This is a genomic window from Pseudoalteromonas sp. SM9913, from assembly GCF_000184065.1.
Taxonomy (GTDB): Bacteria; Pseudomonadota; Gammaproteobacteria; order Enterobacterales; family Alteromonadaceae; genus Pseudoalteromonas; species Pseudoalteromonas tetraodonis.
In genome coordinates this window covers 1,075,658-1,091,381 of the sequence record NC_014803.1, presented here as the reverse complement: position 1 = coordinate 1,091,381, position 15,724 = coordinate 1,075,658, and the positions used below count along the sequence as shown (strand labels likewise).

Sequence of the window (15,724 nt, the reverse complement as noted above, 5' to 3'; positions counted from 1 at the left end):
TGGCCTATAATAATTTTAATTAAAAAGTGCTTATGTTTGGAAATAAAAAATCGAATGATCGGGTCTTATTAAATATGGCTGAAAAACAACAACGCTACGAAGCCCTGGTTCACGTTTATCATAAGGAACTCTATCGCTTCGCTTACTGGTTATGTAACGATCCGAATATTGCAGATGACTTAGTGCAAGAAACCTTTTTACGTGCTTGGCGCTCGCTTGACTCGTTACTCGATCAAAAAGCAGCTAAGCCATGGTTGCTAACAATTTTAAGACGTGAAAATGCAAGGCGCTTTGAGCGCAAGCAATTTGATTACAGTGATGTAGACAACGACACGCTAGTGGATCAAACCAGTCATTCTTTAGATGATGAAATGGAGCAAACCGTTATTCAACGGCAAATTTCGTTGTTGGCCGATGAATACAAAGAGCCGCTACTATTACAAGTGGTTATGGGCTGCTCTGGGGATGAAATTGCAGACATACTCGATTTAAACAAAAATACGGTTATGACACGTTTATTTCGAGCAAAAAATCAACTTAAAGAGGCACTAAGCCGTGATGATGAACAACTTAAAGGGGCATCAAAATAATGGATGAACTTGAGTTTCGTCGCCGCACGATTGCACAGCCAAACGAGCTAGACAAAGAACTACTGGAATTTGCAAACAGCAGTCCCGATAGACAACAATTTTTAAATGAAAACAAAACATTTGATAAGCAACTCAATGATGCGCTTGATATTCCTGTGCCTGACAACCTTGCTGAACGGATTATTTTAAACACCTCGTTAAAAGAAAAAGTCAGAAAAGATGAGCTTGAACAAAAAGACAATGTCATTGATTCACGCTCACGCTTTAAGTTTGACCGTGTATATTTGGCGTTCGCTGCTTCATTTGTGATTGCGGTAAGTGCGTTTATGTTTAGCACAGAGCAAAACTTGAATCATGCGGCTGGCGAGCATGCATTGGCGCATGTTTATCATGAACTTAACGCGTTAAATAAAACTCAACCTATCAGCTTACAAACAGTCAATGAAAAGCTGGCTTTACTTGGCGGTCAACTTAATGATTTACCTGGGAAAGTTACTTATGTTAACTTTTGCGATTTTCAAGGCGAGAAAGGCATCCATTTAGTGTTTGAATCGGACTTTGGCCCTATGACCGTGTTTATTGTCCCTAGTGATAACAAAGTCTTTGAAATTGGCTCGGGTGACTTTAGTGACTCTCGCTACGTAGGCCATATAAGCCGAGGAAAACAAGCTGATACTGTACTAATAGCAAGCCTAGGCTCACCGGTTGATATGTATAATGAACGTATTGCAGGCGCTATTCGCTGGCTGTAATACCAATTTGTATAAATATTTGAACAATTTAACGAGTTAAACTCCCTTATATCTAAGCAGATTGATATAAGGGGATGGGTATTACAAACAATAAAAAAACCGCAACGAGTGTGCGGTTTTTTTATTGCTAATAAGCTAAAACTTATTATTGGTTACTTACATACATCAGCAACAGCGTTAGCAAAGTAATCGATGTTTGCTTGACTAATTCCCGCCACGTTTACACGGCTAGAGCCCACAATATAAATACCGTAGTCTTTTTGTAGACGCTCGATTTGCTCTTTATTAATACCTAAGAAAGAGAACATACCGTGTTGGCGGTCTATAAATGAGAAGTCTTGAGCAATGTCTTTGGCTGCAAGGCTGTCTTTAATTAAACTACGTAAACCATTAATACGGTTACGCATTTCATCAAGTTCACTGTGCCATAACTGCGTTAACTCTGTGCTGCTTAAAATGGTGTTTACAATGTCTGCACCGTGCGCTGGCGGCATAGAATAAATGCTACGTACCACACTTAATAATACCGAGTTTGAAATATCAGCGGTTGCACTGTCTTTTGCAATAATTGAACACGCACCAATACGCTCACGGTATAAGCCAAAGTTTTTAGAACATGATGAACAAATGATCAACTCTTCAACCGCATTGGCTAAAATACGTAAACCATTCGCATCTTCTTCTAAAGAAGAACCAAAACCTTGGTATGCAATATCAATCAATGGCGTAAAGCCCACATCTTTTGCAAGTTCAGCAATGGTATTCCATTGTGTTTCGTTTAAATCCATACCACTTGGGTTGTGACAACATGCATGTAATAACACAACATCGCCCTTAGGCACCTGTGTTAATGTTTCAACCATTTCATCAAACAATAAATCTTTGTTTTCGTAGTCGTAGTATGGGTATTCTTTAACAGTTAAGCCTGCAGCTTCAAATAAGCTAATGTGGTTAGCCCACGTTGGGTTAGTAACCCATACAGTAGCGCCTGGGTTACAACGTACAATAAATTCTGCTGCAACACGAAGTGCGCCTGTACCACCAGGTGCTTGTGCTGTGCGTACGCGATTAGCTAATAATGCCGGGTGCTCACCAAGAAGAAGATTTTCCATTTGTTGACAGTAATCTAAGTTACCAGCAAGACCAATGTAAGATTTGCTCATTTCATTTTCTAAACGAAACGCTTCTGCTTTTTTTACTGACTTTAATACCGGGGTATTCCCCTGCTCGTCTTTATATACACCAACCCCTAAGTCAATCTTATTAGGGTTAGTATCTTGCTTATAGGCCGCCATAAGGCCAAGAATAGGGTCTGTTGGTAATGGTTTTAATACTGAGAACATTGACTATCTCTTCGTTATTTAGGGGTTAGCTGTTGCGCTAAGCTTAACATAAAAACTCACTCGATTGACCAGTGTTATTTACACTAAAAAGTGAGGAATTTTAATACAGCATGCAATTAATAACGCGAGTGTCGCATTATCAAAAAAATCCGTGCTAAAGGCTTCGCCATCGACAATGCCAATGCACTGCTTTTGCGCATTAAATAGTGGTAAACAGGCCTCTGCTTTTACTTTCGGATCGCAGGTGTAATACTCACCACCCGCGGCTAAATATTGCTCAACATTATTAATGACACGTCCTTTACCACTGAGTGCCACTTGCACATTATTACTGCCGGTTGCAAATTCAGCGGTGAGCGGAAATAAAGGGCGACTCGGTGCACCAAAATAAGCGAGCTTTAATAACTGCTCGCCTTCAGGGGTGGCCGTATTTTGATAGATGCCATACCAATCTAACTGGGTGTTTTCGATTACATAGTCAACAATCAACTGAAGTTGCGCTAACTTTGCCGTTGTTTGCGTATTTTGGCTAACGTAATCGTTTAAATTAAACGGCTCATCTTGCAAGTAGCCGAATAAACTACATGCGCCACCTTCACCGAGTTCTGGAATTTGATACTGCCAACGCACGGCCGGTGCAGCATTGCTATTTAAGTACTGCTCAAGCTTTTCTAGCTCAGCATTAATTAACTGTTGCTCTACATTAAGCTGAGCTTGCTCTAAATAAGAATTTATCATTTGGCCATCCATACATCTATAATGCCGAAATAGTAGCATGGATATTTTTATAGCGCTAGCCAATTTAAAGCGCTTTTTAAAATCCTTAAGCACTTTTATTCATAAGCACTATTGCGGTACTTAAACAGAGGATGTTTATCTTTGCGGGATTAAAAGGTGTTCAGCTTAGGCGCAAAAATTACGCCTTTGCGTCACAAATTTGTTATTATTTAGCCCAATATTAGATTCAATCTTAGATAGGTTAATTATGAGTGATAATCACTTAGTGTATTCAACAGCAACAGGGCGAATTGACCAGCCAAAGCCAGAAAAAGAACTGGATGTAAAACTATTTAAAGACGGGTCTATTCGCATAGAGCGTCAAACCAAAGGTCGAAAAGGTAAAGGCGTAATGCTAGTTGTAGGATTAGATCCCCAACAGCACGATTTAAAAAAGTTAGCAAAAACAATAAAAAGTAAGATGGGCCAAGGTGGCGCAGTAAAAGAAGGAGTTATTGAAGTACAAGGTGATGATCGCGATAAGTTAAAGGCGATTTTAGAAGGATTAAAGTTTAAGGTGAAAATTGCGGGTGGTTAACCCGCAATTTTTGTTCTATTCAGGGACTTTTAACGCAGCTAATTGATCAAACAACACAGGGATATCGGCTTCGGCTACGGGCTTACTAAAGTAATAGCCTTGCACAATAAAACAATTATTGTTTTGTAAAAATTCAACTTGCTCTATTGTTTCAACCCCTTCAGCAACCACATCAAGCTTGAGCTTTTGTGCCATCGCAATAATCGCAGCGGTGATCTCCATATCATTATCATCTTCAGGGATATCTTTAACAAACGAGCGGTCAATTTTAAGAATATCAACAGGAAAACGTTTAAGGTAACTCAACGAAGAATAGCCCGTACCAAAATCGTCAATAGAAATTGAAATACCCAGCTTTTTCAATTGATGTAGCTGATCAATAGCCGCCTCAACATTACCCATTAGCATGCTCTCAGTCAGTTCAAGGTGCAGGCTTTTAGCATTAATTTGCGTCTCTATGATTATTTTTTTCAGCATAGGTACTAAGCTTGCGTCTTTAAACTGCCTTGCTGACAGGTTTATCGACATGTTGCTCGCTCTACCTTGTTGCTCTAGTCGTTTAGTGAACTCACACGCTTGTTGTAATACCCACTTACCAAGTTCCACAATTAAACCCGTTGCCTCAGCAATAGGAATAAATTTGGTAGGTGGAATGAATTCCTGCGTAGGATGGAACCAGCGAAGCAATGCTTCATATCCCACTACACTATTATCGCGACAATCAACTTGTGGCTGATAATGCAGTGTGAGTTGTTTTTCTTTAATTGCATGGCGCAACTCATTTTCAAGGAATAATCGCTCATTGGCGGCTGCATTTAGATCTTGGCTATAAAAGTGGAACGTATTGCGCCCTTTCGCTTTTGCTTCATACATGGCTAAATCGGCATGTTTTAATAACTGATCTTCTTCTAAGCTATCAAATGGCGCCAAAGTAATACCAATACTGGCACTAACAATCACTTCGTTACTACCTAATTTTATTGGCTGATTTAACGTTTTTTGAATGGTGTCAGCGACTTCCGATGCTTCTTTTTGATGCTCAATACCACTGAGTAATACCGCAAACTCATCACCGCCTAAACGGGCTATAGTATCTTCTGCTCGTAAGCGCTGCTTTAAGCGTGTTGCCACTTCAACCAATAGTTGATCGCCTGCATCATGACCTAAAGTATCGTTAATACGCTTAAATTCATCCAGATCAAAATAAAATAAAGCAAACGAGTAACGCCCTCTTTCAGCAAGCGCCATCGACTTTCTAAGCTGCATTCTAAAGAATGTACGATTAGCAAGCCCGGTTAATGTGTCGAAGTAAGCGAGCTGTTCCATTTTGCGTTGGCTTTCTTTTACAAATGAAATATCTTGCGCTGAAGCAACGTAACTGGTGATTTTTCCACCATCTTCACGAATAGGTGACACACTCAGCGATACCCATATGGGTGGCTTGTTTTGCGCTTCAATAAGGGTATCCCCTCGCCAGTAATTACGGTTGCGCAAATCAATGTCAATGTCCTCTACCAGCATGGTCATTTCATTAGCAATAATAGTCAGAAGTGGCTGGCGCAGGAAATCACTTTCTGCAAAGTCGGTCATTTCCAGCATTTTTGGATTAACATATTCAATCACAAAGTTTTCATCAGTAATCACCACACCTGTGCCCGAGAAGGCAACCGCTTTAGACAAGCGATTTGCAGCCTTTTCTGCAATTTCTTTTTCTATTATGCGCTGGTTTAAGCCATCGATGAGTTTGCGGATTTCAATGGTCATATCTTTAAATGAACCATTAAGCGTACCGATTTCATCTTTATTTTCTTTTGGAAAATCAATTTCTAACTGGCCTTTACCAAAGTTAGTAACCGCATAAACCAATGAATGCAGGCGTCTTAAAACTAATTGATAAAGTGCTTGATGTAATAACAAAGCAACTAAAATGGCATACAGAATAAACAAGCCAAAAAACTTCAGTTTTAAGTCTTTCAGTGCCGATAGTGTAGAAGAGCGCTTTTTATATACGCCCACGTACCAATTTACACCTTCAACTTTATGGATATTTATAATGTAGTCTTCACCATTTAATGAAAACGAGTCGGCATATTCCGGCAATTGTATTTGCCCTGCATTATCAATAACTCGCTTTAGCTCAGGAGAAATAAAATCGCCAGGTAGCAACTTTTTACCCGCCTCTCCGTATTGGGTATAACTATCGGCTCCTAAATTAGGGTGCGCCAATAGCTGCCCTTGCTTATCGAACACCACTAAATGTTTTTCTTTTCCGCCGACGGGCAATTGCGATATGAGAGAGTCGAGAGAAATATCACTACCCGTAACTCCTAAAAACTCATCATTTTTATAAATAGGTACAATTAAACTAACGACCCACTTATTCCAAACGCCATCGTAATACACTCGTGACCACAGCGGCTCGCGTTGTGGGTTTGTTAACGATTTTGCGTAATTAAAACTTTTGCTTTGATTAAAGGTGTAATCTCCGGGGACATTAAGTGCCCAATTTGGTGGCGCAACACGGATAAAATTATCTTTGGTGATCAGGTAAAAATTATAAAAATCTTGAATTAACGTGGGGGAAATCACTTTCCAAAGCGATTCAGAATCTGCAATTAACTGTTTATAAAAAGGAGAATAAGCATTTTCGGGAATGAACGCCGCAGATAAGCCATCGGCAGATGCGCTGCGCACTGAACCATCATTGGTGACTTGCATAGTCGGGGCATTGTTATTCTTAAATGATAATTGCCCCTCAAATAACTGCTCGCTAACAACAATATTAGCTTGCTCAGCTATTTTAACTTTGGTCGCTATCAAATTATTAAACTGGTTTATTAATAATTCATTTGATTGCTTTAATACCTCATGCTCTTCAAATACAAGCTGTTTCTCTTCTGATTTGAGCATTAAAGCAGCCGCACAAATACCTGCAACTAAACAAATGCCAGAGATCAACAGTGATAACTTGACACTGAGTGAGTTTATTCCAAATCGAGATGGAGGGCGTCGATACACAAAAGGCCAACCTTATTTATAATTATTATTTTTGCGAGTAGTAGAAATATACCAGATCTCAAATCAGAATTATAAATTATTTGTAAAGTTTTTAAAAAACAATATGTTTTGTATATATATCAGGTAAAAAACCTATTTAATATAAGTGCTTGTTGACATTAGAGGTTACTCTTCATACATTAAGGGCATGAATATAAAATACTCACTTACTTTCTTATCTTTTTTTAGCTTCTTTATATAGAAGAGGCTTCCCTGTTTGTGAGATAAAATCAATCGAATAGTAAAGCCTCCCAACTGGGAGGCTTTTTTGTTTACGCTGTTAAATACAGTGACATTTTTGGAATGAGGAAAACCAAATGAGCAATGATGTTTTAGACACGCTTAGGCACGATATAAATGAAATCGATTCTGACCTACTTGTGTTATTAGCGAAGCGACGCCGTATTAGCCATGGTGTTGTTGAATATAAGATAGCGAATAATAAACCAATTCGTGATGAAGCACGTGAATTAGCATTACTCGAAAAATTAATCGGTTATGGTAAATCTCTTGGTTTAGATGCCTACTATGTAAATAATGTTTTTCAAACCATATTAGAAGACTCAGTATTACATCAACAAGCTATGCTGCAAAAAAACCTCAACCCTGATGCGCTAAGTGAAACCCATCGGGTGACCTATTTAGGCGGACAAGGATCTTACAGTCAACTTGCGTGTCATAAGTACTTTAGTCGCCGACCAGGCAAATTAATTGAAATTGGCTGTAGTTCTTTTGATGAGATCACCGGTAAAGTAGAAAATGGCCAAGCCGACTTTGGCTTGTTACCTATTGAAAATACCAGCTCAGGCAGTATTAATGAAGTATTTGATTTACTCCAGCACGCGCAAGTCTCTATTGTCGGCGAAGTCACTCACAGCGTAGAGCATTGTTTATTAGCCGCCCCAGACACAGAACTTAACCAATTAACCAAAGTGTTTGCTCACCCGCAACCGTTTGCTCAATGTAGCCGTTTTTTACAAGGGCTTGGCGATTTGCAGCATGAGACCTGCGATTCAACATCGAGTGCATTAAAATCAGCACTTGAAACACCTAACAGTGCGGCTATTGGCTCTGCACAAGCAGGTAAAAATGTAGGGCTTGAAGTCATTAAGGCCAATCTTGCTAATCAAAAAGAAAACCATAGTCGCTTCATTGTGGTTGCACGTAAACCGCTACATGTATCTAAACAAATCCCCACTAAAACCAGTTTAATTATGGCAACTAAGCAACAAGCAGGCTCACTCGCCGATGCGCTGATGATTTTTAAACAGCATAATATAAATCTAGTAAAATTAGAGTCTCGCCCTGTACCAGGAAATCCATGGGAAGAAGTATTCTATGTGGATTTAGAAGCGAACCTTGCTGATAGCCAAGTGAAACATGCGTTAGAAGAGCTTAAAGAGCATACCCAGTACGTACGCGTATTAGGCTGTTATCAAAGCGAATCACTGCAAGCGGTGAGTGTACAAAGCTAGCCTAAAGCAACATTAAAAAAGGGCCTGCGGGCCCTTTTTCGTTTTAATTAATCTGTCACGTTTAATCGAGTACTTTGGCGTCGTTCGCTTTATTTAATAAACTGCGACTTTGTGTCAAAAAGTGCGCTGTGGAGTCAGAAAAGTAGGCTTTTGCATCAGCAAAGGCATCGATTAAGGCTGGCTTATCCCCTGCTTTTAACTTTTTAAGCGTCTCTGAGAACAAACACTGATACTGCGCTAATAAGCTTTCTACATTATCAAATTGCGCCAGCATAATATCAGTATACAACTCTGGCGATTGCGCAAAGAGACGACCGACCATCATCAGCTCTAACTGATAAATAGGTGATGAGCAACTACGCAGCTCTGCCAGTGTATGTCCTTGTTTTGCTAAAAACTGACCGTACACAAAGGTGGTTAAATGGCGCATAACCTGAATGATTTGCATCGCTTCATCGTGTTTTTTAGCATCAAGTTCTACTAACTGACAGCCCCAAATTTGTAGCTGCTTTAATAAACCTTGTGCCACTTCAGGATTACGCCCTTCACATACCACCACGGTTTGTTTCACCCAATGAGAAATATCAGGACCAAACATGGGGTGTAAGCCAACAACAGCGCCATTGTGAACTTTTTTGAGCACATTTAACGGCGCTTGTTTAACCGATGTAATATCAACCAGCAAACAATCATCATCGAGTTTAGGTAACGCGTTAACAACCGTTTCGAGGGCATTAATTGGCACACTGATCATCACCAGTTTTGCGCCTTTTAAAATCTCTGCTGCCTGTGATTGCTGGGCTTTATCTAAAACTTTAACTTCGTAACCCGAGCGCTGAAATTGTTTTGCAAATAGCTGCCCCATTGCCCCTTCACCACCAACAATGACAATCGGAGATAGTTGTGAGTCGGCACAAGCTAATTTGGCCTGTTGATTTTGATAAGCTTCACGCATCATGCGCCTGAGAATGTCTTCGACTAAATCAGGGTTTACACCTTGATTAATTGCCTCTTGGCGTCGTGCAGCTAATAAATCAGCTTCTCTATCGGGTGCATGTAGTGGCGCGCCAGTTTGTTGTTTTATTGCGCCAATTTGTTGAGTAATACCATTGCGCTTTGCAAGTAAGGCAACCAGTTGCGCATCGCATTCATCTATACCTTTTCTTAGCTGCGCTAAATCACTTATCTCTGCCACGTTCTCATTCCATCCAAAAAAGCAAAATCGTAAATTAATAATTACAAAAAAGTAAACTAATCAATACGATAAATACTAACAGGATACGTTAGGGGTTAAAAGGCTAATTAGTGAAAAGATCAGTATGAGTCACTCAACTGCGACCAAGGTAGGATAATTAAATGAATAGAGCACAGCTTGCGTAAAGTGAATTAAAAAGCATATAAAAATGTAAGTCTATGCCGAGTTTAAACAATGAAAATTAAAGTGGCTTAATAGCCACTTTAATTAGCACTTTTTATCTAATATTCCAATGCCATAGTCGCAAGCGACATAACACTTTCAAATGATTCTGCACCGGCGATAAATAGGCCATTATGGCAAAACATAGCATCATCTATACCGGTCACTGCTTGAAATTCACTATCAGATAATCCAGCCCACGGTGCAGGTAATGGCTTTCGGTCTTCAAACGAGCCTAGCTCTGCAGGTACCGTTTGCACTATCCACTTACCAGAATGCGATGGATACACTACATATAGCGCCTCTTCTGATAAGCTATGTACGGTTTTTTTCCACGGCGTATAACGCTCTAGTACGATTAATCGTGGATCGTCTGCCTGTTTAATTGCTTGAGCAACAATCTTTTTAGCATTTAAACCACCCTGCGCTGAGGCAACAAAACGAAGCAGCAAAGTGTGTGCAAATTCAACCGCTTGATCAAAAGCAGCATCAAAATTACTTTCTTCTTCCCATGTTGGGTTAAACATAGAAATTGTTTGGCTTAAACTAATTCCTGTGGCAACACCTTCAACATGACCACAATCAATGGCATCAATAGTTGATACAAGCCCTGCATCAACTGCATTCGCCACATCTTGATTATCATCACATATTGCTAAGCCATATTTTTTCCACACCAAGCCAAATGACGAAAAAGGAATCCCATTTTCGCGAGCACCGGCACCGCCGCGCTGATGATGATCAAACCGGTCAGTTTCTGGGTCATATTGGCCGCCAACATCAATAACCACATCAGCGTCATTAATAATCGCATTATCGCGTGTGCGGATAAGGGTAAAAGAAGGGAAAATAATTTTAAGCGCAGCGATACTAAAAACATCATCTGCATGAAAATTGCCGTTGTGCGTAACTATCGTTTTATCATTCATTTTTGTACATCATTTTTTGCAAGAAGTGAGAAGATATTGTGCTTTGAAGTGAACCACACTTTAACGCATGCTGGTTAAGGTGTGTATTGGTTTTTAAATGTAGCGATATAAAAATTGCAATAGCATTAAAACCAAAACGGGTTGCAACCCAAAGGTTGCAACCCGTTTTTTTGCGTTGATAAACAGCGCGTATTAGTTAAGTTTTTCTCTAATACGTGCAGATTTACCTGAACGCTCACGTAGATAGTAAAGCTTAGCACGACGAACCGCACCGCGACGCTTAACTGTTACGCTATCAATAAGAGGGCTGTGCGTTTGGAATACACGCTCAACACCTTCACCGTTCGAGATTTTACGAACTGTGAATGCTGAGTGAAGACCACGATTACGCTTAGCGATTACAACACCTTCAAAGGCCTGTAGACGCTCTTTAGCACCTTCTTTTACTTTTACCTGTACAACTACTGTATCACCAGCGCCGAATGCAGGTACGTCTGTTTTAAGCTGCTCTTCTTCAAGCGCTTTAATAATATTTTGGTTTACTTTTGCCATTATGTTTCTCACTTTCCTAGGTGTAACTGTCTTCTAGCCACAAGCTTTTTGGTACTCTTGCTGAAATTTCGCGAGTAATACCGCTTGCTCCTCAGTCAGAGCTAGGTTATGCAACAAGTCAGGACGGCGAAGCCAAGTTCTACCTAATGACTGCATAAGCCGCCATTTTGCTATCTCTTGGTGGTTTCCGCTGAGTAATACAGCAGGCACCTGTTTGTCGTCCAATGTTTCTGGCCGTGTATAGTGAGGACAATCTAGCAAGCCATCCGAAAATGAATCTTGCTCTGCTGACTGGTTGTGTCCTAACACCCCTGGCACTAATCGAGCTACTGCGTCAATTAATGTCATGGCAGGTAGTTCACCTCCACTCAAAATAAAATCACCAATTGACCATTCTTCGTCAACGTACGATTCTATTATTCTCTCGTCTATACCTTCATAGCGACCGGCAATTAAAATCAGTTTTTCAGAGCTTGCGAGTTCGCTAGCCCCTTGCTGATCTAGTTTGCGCCCTTGTGGCGACATATAAATTACTTTTGCACCATCCCCTGCAGCCTGTTTGGCTTCAAGAATGGCTTGTTTAAGCGGCTCAACCATCATTAACATGCCTGGCCCGCCCCCGTAAGGACGATCATCTACGGTTCTATGCTTATCAGTTGCATAGTCTCGTGGATTCCAGCAGTTAAAGTCGATTAAACCCTTTTTAACAGCGCGACCGGTTACACCTTGCGTTGTAATTGCATCAAACATATCCGGGAAAAGGCTGATAACCCCTACCCACAACGAACTTGTTTGACTCATTAAAAGCTTGGATCCCAATCTACAGTAATTTCTTTCGCATCATATTTAACCTCTTGAATAACTGAATCAGTTAAAAAAGGAATTAAACGTTCTGCTTGGCCAAATGCATCTTTACTGTTTGCTTTCACAACCAGTACGTCATTTGAGCCTGTCTCCATAAGGTCATCAACAATGCCTAAGTTATAACCTTTATCAGTTACAACCGACATGCCAATGAGATCTCGCCAATAGAATTCACCTTGCGGTAATTCTGGTAGCTGCGCTGAATCCACAGAAATTTCAACATTGGTATAAGCCATTGCTTGGTCTCTGTCGTTTACTTGCGCAAACTTAGCGATAAAGCCTTTGTTGTGGCGACGCCAGTCGACCACTTCTAAGGATTGCCATTTACCTTGCTGCCCTATCAACCACGGGCTGAAATCGAAGATCCCTTGGGGATCATCAGTAAATGAATGCACCTTAAGCCAGCCCTTTATACCATATGGGGCGCCGAGCTTTCCTACGACAATTATTGATGAGGTGTTCTCTTGACTCATGGTTACACTTACGCCTATTAAGCCGCTTTACGAGCGTCTTTAACTAATTTAGCTACACGATCTGAAAGACCTGCGCCTTGACCTAACCAGTGCTCAACACGTGGTAAATCTAAACGAAGTTTTTCTTCTTGACCTGAAGCGATTGGGTTAAAGAAACCTACTTTCTCGATGAAGCGACCGTCACGCGAGAAACGGCTATCCGCAACCACAATTTGATAGAAAGGGCGTTTTTTAGCGCCACCACGTTGCAAACGAATAGTTACCATACCGTCCTCTAAATAGATTGACTGTTTTCATTAATAAGATTTACTCCCCAGTATAGGGAGCCGGTGAATTGTACGAGTTTTTAGCAACAATGCAAGTAAGAAGTGATGCAAAAAGGCAGTTTAGTAGATTAAACCGTGATCCAAGATGAAAAAGTATATGAATAAGCTATTCTGTGCATAGTTTATTCAACAATAAAGAGGCATTTTGCCTCTTTATTGATTACTTTTTATCTCGTATTGGAGGTATTAAAGGTTAAATTATTAAAATTTTGGACCACCGCCACCCATCATGCCAGGTGGTAACATCCCTTTCATGCCACGCATCATTTTTTGCATGCCACCTTTACCTTTCATCTTCTTCATCATTTTTTGCATTTGCGTAAATTGCTTAAGCAGTTTATTGATCTCTTGTACTTGCGTACCAGAGCCCGCAGCAATACGCTTTTTACGCGAACCTTTGATGATTTCTGGGCGTGCACGCTCTTTTTTGGTCATAGAGCTAATAATCGCTTCCATTTGAATAAAGGTTTTATCACCCATTTGCCCTTTAACCGCATCTGGGATGTTTTGCATGCCAGGCAGTTTATCGAGCATCGACATCATGCCACCCATGTTTTTCATTTGCTTTAATTGATCAGCAAAGTCATCCAGCGTAAAGCCATCACCTTTAAATACTTTTTGTGCTACTTTTGCCGCTTGTTCTTTGTCTACTTTCATCTCGACTTCTTCGATTAATGAAAGTACATCACCCATGCCTAAAATACGTGAAGCAATTCGGTCTGGGTGGAAAGGCTCAAGGGCATCAGTGCGCTCACCCACACCCATAAATTTAATTGGCTTACCAGTAATATGACGAATAGATAAAGCAGCACCACCTCGGGCATCACCATCTGTTTTAGTCAGTATCACACCGGTCAGCGGTAAAGCTTCGTCAAATGCTTTTGCTGTATTTGCCGCATCTTGACCTGTCATTGCATCAACAACGAATAGCGTTTCGATTGGATTAATTGCATGATGCAAGGCTTTAATTTCATCCATCATGTCGCTATCAACATGCAAACGACCCGCAGTATCGACTAATACAACATCAATAAATTTCTTTTTCGCATGAGAAATGGCGGCAGTTGCAATATCAACTGGTTTTTGCGAAATATCACTTGGGAAAAATTCTACATTAACTTCTGTTGCTAAGGTTTCTAATTGCTTAATTGCCGCTGGACGATACACATCGGCACTCACCACTAGCACAGACTTCTTCTTGCGCTCTTTTAAAAACTTAGCCAGCTTACCCACACTGGTGGTTTTACCCGCACCTTGAAGACCAGCCATCATCACTACCGCTGGCGGCTGTGCGTTAAGGCTTAGCTCTTCGTTAGCTTCACCCATGGCTTTTTCAAGTTCTTCACGAACAATTTTTATAAATACTTGGCCAGGGCTCAAGCTTTTGGTGACTTCAACACCAACCGCACGCTCTTTAACTTGCTTTACAAACTCGCGAACAACAGGCAACGCCACATCGGCTTCTAAAAATGCCATTCGCACTTCACGAAGTGTATCTTTAATGTTGTCTTCAGTTAAGCGACCACGGCCACTAATATTTTTTAGGGTTTTACCTAATCGTTCTTGGAGGTTCTCAAACATGTAACGGTTCCGAAAAGACGTTTATATCAACTCTATTAATAAGGTCGATGTTATTAAAATTCAATTGAAAATAGTATACCGTAAATGGTGGCATACAATACAGTGCTGAAGTGCTGCTTATTGAGTTTCTTTTTACAGGGTCTATGCATTTGCGTTGCTATAAAATACAATGACCAGATAACGAACACGAATTATTTGACTTCAATTAAGTGGCCAAAGCAAAATGCTGATTATTAGTTTAACTATTATTGCCAGTTTATTTTATGTGTTAGCAACGTCTCACGTGCTTTCGCGATTGTTTCATCGTCAGGGACCAAGCCAAAAAATTACTATAATACTGAGCACTGTCGCTATTTTGGCGCATATGCTGCTTTTAGTAAACTCGGTGTTTAGAGCCGATGGCCAAGATTTAAGTATTGTTAATGTTGCATTACTGACTTGTTGGGTAATAGTGCTTTGTGTCACCACCGTCTCTTTGAAGTTTCCTGCGACACTGCTATTACCTGTTGTATACGGCTTTGCTGCCCTGTTAACTATTGCTAGCCTGTTTATTCCTCATCACGTTTTACTTCATAGCATTAATGTAGAGCTTGCGTTAGTTGCGCATATTTCACTGTCGTTATTAGCCTACTGTATCTTAATTATCGCCACCCTTTACGGCGTACAATTTTACTTTATTGATAAACGTTTGAAACGTAAAGATTTAGCAATAGTACATAGCCATTTACCGCCACTAATGGTGGTAGAGCGTCAACTTTATCAACTATTAAATTTAGGCACAGTATTATTAAGCGTGGCGCTGATTACAGGGTTTGTATTTCTTGATGGCATGTTTGCCAAAGAGTTTATTCATAAAACAATCTTATCTTTAGTTGCTTGGGCTATTTTTGCTACGATTGCCGTTGGCCATGTAAAACGAGGTTGGCGAGGGAAAATGGTGGTAGTGAGTATTATGATTGCCGCATTTACACTCACACTCGCTTATTTTGGCAGCCGTTTTATACAAGAAGTGGTTCTAAATAAGTTTTAACTTGACTCTGAAAGCTCACT

The 15,724-nt window shown here is 40.3% G+C and carries 15 protein-coding genes and 1 other annotated feature; of the genes, 5 read left to right on the top strand and 10 right to left on the bottom strand.

From position 1 onward, the window contains the following. Positions 1 to 32: 32 nt before the first annotated feature. On the top strand, positions 33 to 590 hold the full coding sequence (locus PSM_RS05040) for a sigma-70 family RNA polymerase sigma factor (RefSeq protein ID WP_013464502.1): 558 nt from the start codon (positions 33 to 35) through the stop codon (positions 588 to 590). Then, positions 590 to 1,342: a DUF3379 family protein gene (locus tag PSM_RS05035; protein WP_013464501.1), complete on the top strand. Its 753-nt coding sequence runs from the start codon at positions 590 to 592 to the stop codon at positions 1,340 to 1,342. The genes PSM_RS05040 and PSM_RS05035 overlap by 1 nt, the downstream gene beginning before the upstream one ends. A gap of 152 nt (positions 1,343 to 1,494) precedes the next feature. On the opposite strand, the gene PSM_RS05030 is transcribed toward PSM_RS05035, so the two are convergent. Together PSM_RS05030 and PSM_RS05025 are read right to left on the bottom strand one after the other, a co-directional pair. Continuing rightward, positions 1,495 to 2,685: an amino acid aminotransferase gene (locus tag PSM_RS05030; RefSeq protein ID WP_008464755.1), complete on the bottom strand. Its 1,191-nt coding sequence runs from the start codon at positions 2,683 to 2,685 to the stop codon at positions 1,495 to 1,497. A 78-nt stretch (positions 2,686 to 2,763) separates the two neighbouring features. Beyond that, positions 2,764 to 3,423 carry a GAF domain-containing protein gene (locus PSM_RS05025; protein ID WP_013464500.1) on the bottom strand — a complete coding sequence of 220 codons (660 nt, stop codon included), beginning with the start codon at positions 3,421 to 3,423 and terminating at the stop codon, positions 2,764 to 2,766. 247 nt (positions 3,424 to 3,670) lie between these two features. Between PSM_RS05025 and PSM_RS05020 the strand changes: the two genes are divergently transcribed. Then, on the top strand, positions 3,671 to 4,000 hold the full coding sequence (locus PSM_RS05020) for a translation initiation factor (RefSeq protein WP_008464752.1): 330 nt from the start codon (positions 3,671 to 3,673) through the stop codon (positions 3,998 to 4,000). A gap of 15 nt (positions 4,001 to 4,015) precedes the next feature. On the opposite strand, the gene PSM_RS05015 is transcribed toward PSM_RS05020, so the two are convergent. Further along, positions 4,016 to 7,018 (bottom strand): bifunctional diguanylate cyclase/phosphodiesterase, encoded by a 3,003-nt coding sequence (locus tag PSM_RS05015; RefSeq protein ID WP_013464498.1) that lies wholly within the window; start codon positions 7,016 to 7,018, stop codon positions 4,016 to 4,018. A gap of 189 nt (positions 7,019 to 7,207) precedes the next feature. Beyond that, positions 7,208 to 7,330: a sequence feature (Phe leader region), on the top strand. A gap of 44 nt (positions 7,331 to 7,374) precedes the next feature. Between PSM_RS05015 and PSM_RS05010 the strand changes: the two genes are divergently transcribed. Then, complete coding sequence (locus PSM_RS05010; RefSeq protein WP_013464497.1) at positions 7,375 to 8,532, top strand: chorismate mutase; 1,158 nt, start codon at positions 7,375 to 7,377, stop codon at positions 8,530 to 8,532. Positions 8,533 to 8,593: 61 nt separating this feature from the next. Here PSM_RS05010 and tyrA read toward each other — a convergent pair whose 3' ends face one another. From tyrA to ffh, 7 genes are all read right to left on the bottom strand, one after another. Continuing rightward, positions 8,594 to 9,727, bottom strand: a complete 1,134-nt coding sequence (gene tyrA / locus PSM_RS05005; protein WP_013464496.1) for a bifunctional chorismate mutase/prephenate dehydrogenase — start codon at positions 9,725 to 9,727, stop codon at positions 8,594 to 8,596. 281 nt (positions 9,728 to 10,008) lie between these two features. Next, on the bottom strand, positions 10,009 to 10,878 hold the full coding sequence (locus PSM_RS05000) for an MYG1 family protein (RefSeq protein ID WP_013464495.1): 870 nt from the start codon (positions 10,876 to 10,878) through the stop codon (positions 10,009 to 10,011). 192 nt (positions 10,879 to 11,070) lie between these two features. Beyond that, the gene (rplS, locus tag PSM_RS04995; protein WP_008114473.1) at positions 11,071 to 11,430 is read right to left on the bottom strand and encodes a 50S ribosomal protein L19; all 360 of its coding nucleotides are present in this window, start codon (positions 11,428 to 11,430) and stop codon (positions 11,071 to 11,073) included. Positions 11,431 to 11,463: 33 nt separating this feature from the next. Next, positions 11,464 to 12,231, bottom strand: a complete 768-nt coding sequence (gene trmD, locus PSM_RS04990) for a tRNA (guanosine(37)-N1)-methyltransferase TrmD (RefSeq protein WP_013464494.1) — start codon at positions 12,229 to 12,231, stop codon at positions 11,464 to 11,466. After that, positions 12,231 to 12,767, bottom strand: a complete 537-nt coding sequence (gene rimM, locus PSM_RS04985) for a ribosome maturation factor RimM (RefSeq protein WP_008114470.1) — start codon at positions 12,765 to 12,767, stop codon at positions 12,231 to 12,233. The genes trmD and rimM overlap by 1 nt, the downstream gene beginning before the upstream one ends. Positions 12,768 to 12,784: 17 nt before the next feature. After that, entirely contained in the window at positions 12,785 to 13,033 is a 249-nt protein-coding gene (rpsP, locus tag PSM_RS04980; RefSeq protein WP_008114468.1) for a 30S ribosomal protein S16, read from the bottom strand. A 261-nt stretch (positions 13,034 to 13,294) separates the two neighbouring features. Beyond that, positions 13,295 to 14,674 carry a signal recognition particle protein gene (ffh, locus tag PSM_RS04975; protein ID WP_013464493.1) on the bottom strand — a complete coding sequence of 460 codons (1,380 nt, stop codon included), beginning with the start codon at positions 14,672 to 14,674 and terminating at the stop codon, positions 13,295 to 13,297. A gap of 223 nt (positions 14,675 to 14,897) precedes the next feature. Here ffh and PSM_RS04970 point away from each other — a divergent pair, with 223 nt between their 5' ends. Further along, positions 14,898 to 15,704 (top strand): cytochrome C assembly family protein, encoded by an 807-nt coding sequence (locus tag PSM_RS04970; RefSeq protein ID WP_013464492.1) that lies wholly within the window; start codon positions 14,898 to 14,900, stop codon positions 15,702 to 15,704. Positions 15,705 to 15,724 lie beyond the last annotated feature (20 nt).